Origin of the sequence: Vibrio sp. 661 (genome assembly GCF_033339315.1) — a bacterium.
GTDB classification, from domain to species: Bacteria; Pseudomonadota; Gammaproteobacteria; order Enterobacterales; family Vibrionaceae; genus Vibrio; species Vibrio alginolyticus.
The window spans coordinates 1-1,608 of record NZ_JAWOUJ010000051.1 but is presented as its reverse complement, the minus strand read 5'-3'; the positions used below and the strand labels follow the sequence as shown (position 1 = coordinate 1,608).

Genomic DNA, 1,608 nt, shown 5'->3' with positions numbered 1-1,608 from the left:
ATAATTAATAGCAATGTCACAGAGCGACATCACCAGAAATGCCGCCGTACATTATAAAAAAGCCTAAGAAGGATGAGTGCATGAGTCAGGACAAGATCGATATCAAAGATGTGACTCCCAAGACTTTCAACCCGAAAACCCATAAAGGAAACGGGGATCGTTTTAACCCAAGCAATCGCATCTACGTTCGAGAAAGTAAAGGGACTTACCAAAAACTGCGTCGCTACGGTGGTTGGTTCTTACTGCTACTGTTTGCTTTGGTACCGTGGATCCCATACGGCGAGCGACAAGCGATCTTGCTTGATATTGGCAACCAGCAGTTCAACTTTTTCGGCACCACGCTTTATCCGCAAGATCTGACCCTACTCGCTTTGCTCTTTGTGATCGCAGCGTTTGGCCTGTTCTTCATTACCACCTTTTTAGGCCGAGTCTGGTGTGGCTATCTCTGCCCGCAAACCGTGTGGACCTTCATGTACATCTGGTTTGAAGAAAAACTCGAAGGCAGCGCGAATAAACGTCGCAAACAAGACGCCAATAAACTCACCGCCAACTTAGCCATGCGTAAAACACTCAAGCACATCGCTTGGTTTGCTATCGCACTCGCCACAGGATTCACCTTTGTTGGTTACTTTGTGCCGATGAAACAGCTGGTGATTGATTTCTTCACCTTCAACGCGAACTTCTGGCCAGTATTCTGGGTCATGTTCTTTGCCATCTGTACTTACGGCAACGCAGGTTGGATGCGCTCAATCATGTGTATTCACATGTGTCCTTACGCGCGTTTTCAATCAGCGATGTTCGACAAAGACACGTTCATCGTCGGTTACGATACCAAACGTGGTGAAAAGCGCGGCCCGCGTTCACGTAAAGCCGATCCAAAACAACTGGGCTTAGGTGACTGTATTGACTGTGATCTGTGTGTGCAGGTGTGTCCAACTGGCATCGATATCCGTGACGGCTTGCAGTATGAATGTATTAACTGTGGCGCTTGTATTGATGCGTGTGACAACACCATGGATCGCATGGGCTACGAAAAAGGCTTAATCAGCTACACCACAGAACACCGTCTATCGGGCAAACACACCAAAGTGATGCGACCTAAGCTACTGGGCTACGGCGCGGTACTCTTGGTGATGATTGGTCTGTTCTTCGCTCAAATCGCCGCCGTCGATCCTGCAGGCATGAGCGTGATTCGCGACCGTAACCAACTGTTCCGCGTGAACAGCGCTGGCGAAGTAGAAAACACCTACACCCTAAAAGTGATCAACAAAACTCAACAAGTCCAAGAATACAATCTGGATGTAAAAGGATTGAGCGATGTGAGTTGGTACGGCAAACAAACGATTCAAGTTGAGCCAGGGGAAGTGTTGAACTTGCCAATGAGCCTTGGTGCCGATCCTGACAAGCTAAACTCTGCGATCACCACAATTCAGTTTATACTCACCGATAAGAGCAACGAATTCACTATCGAAGTTGAAAGTCGGTTTATCAAAAAGCTGTAACGACAACGTCGATAATTAATGGAAAAAGGCTCAGTAATGAGCCTTTTTGTTTATATGTCCCAAAGTATGTTTAACTTTGACGCCCTCACCCCTGATTTCATGTGGT

Annotated in this window: 1 protein-coding gene; it reads left to right on the top strand. The window is 47.0% G+C overall.

Annotated elements, in window-relative coordinates:
* Positions 1 to 80 precede the first annotated feature (80 nt).
* Positions 81 to 1,502, top strand: coding sequence for a cytochrome c oxidase accessory protein CcoG (gene ccoG / locus R7P69_RS24575; protein WP_021449054.1), 1,422 nt, complete (start codon positions 81 to 83; stop codon positions 1,500 to 1,502).
* Positions 1,503 to 1,608: the final 106 nt, after the last annotated feature.